This window comes from Providencia sp. UF-183 (genome assembly GCF_058246155.1).
In genome coordinates this window covers 1-326 of the sequence record NZ_JBSICD010000081.1, presented here as the reverse complement: position 1 = coordinate 326, position 326 = coordinate 1, and the positions used below count along the sequence as shown (strand labels likewise).

General features: G+C 24.8%; 1 protein-coding gene. It reads right to left on the bottom strand.

Annotation, left to right across the window (positions count from 1 at the left end):
• On the bottom strand, positions 1 to 127 hold a 127-nt coding region (locus AC4IFT_RS22440), incomplete at its 3' end, for an LAGLIDADG family homing endonuclease (RefSeq protein WP_490752944.1).
• Between the last annotated feature and the right edge of the window lie 199 nt (positions 128 to 326).

Below are 326 nucleotides of genomic sequence, written 5' to 3'. Positions count from 1 at the left end.
AACTTATTCCACTTACATCAATAGCTCTTTGAGGTAAATAAAACTGAAACCCTAAATATGTTCTTAAATTATTAGAAGTAAATCCTTTTATAGAAAAATTACCATCACTATCTATAAATCCCGCCAATCATGCATTACTATTTAAAGGGCTGTTGTCTAAAGGTAATTTTATTATATTATCACCTTTAGCGTTTAAATAATCAATTAAATTATAAAAATAATTAATTTTGGGTGTTCTTAGTTTTCCATTTATACAATTTACTAAATAAGTAATAGTTTTTTTGTCCTGAATTATTCATCTAACCGCATTTTTATCAAGACGTATA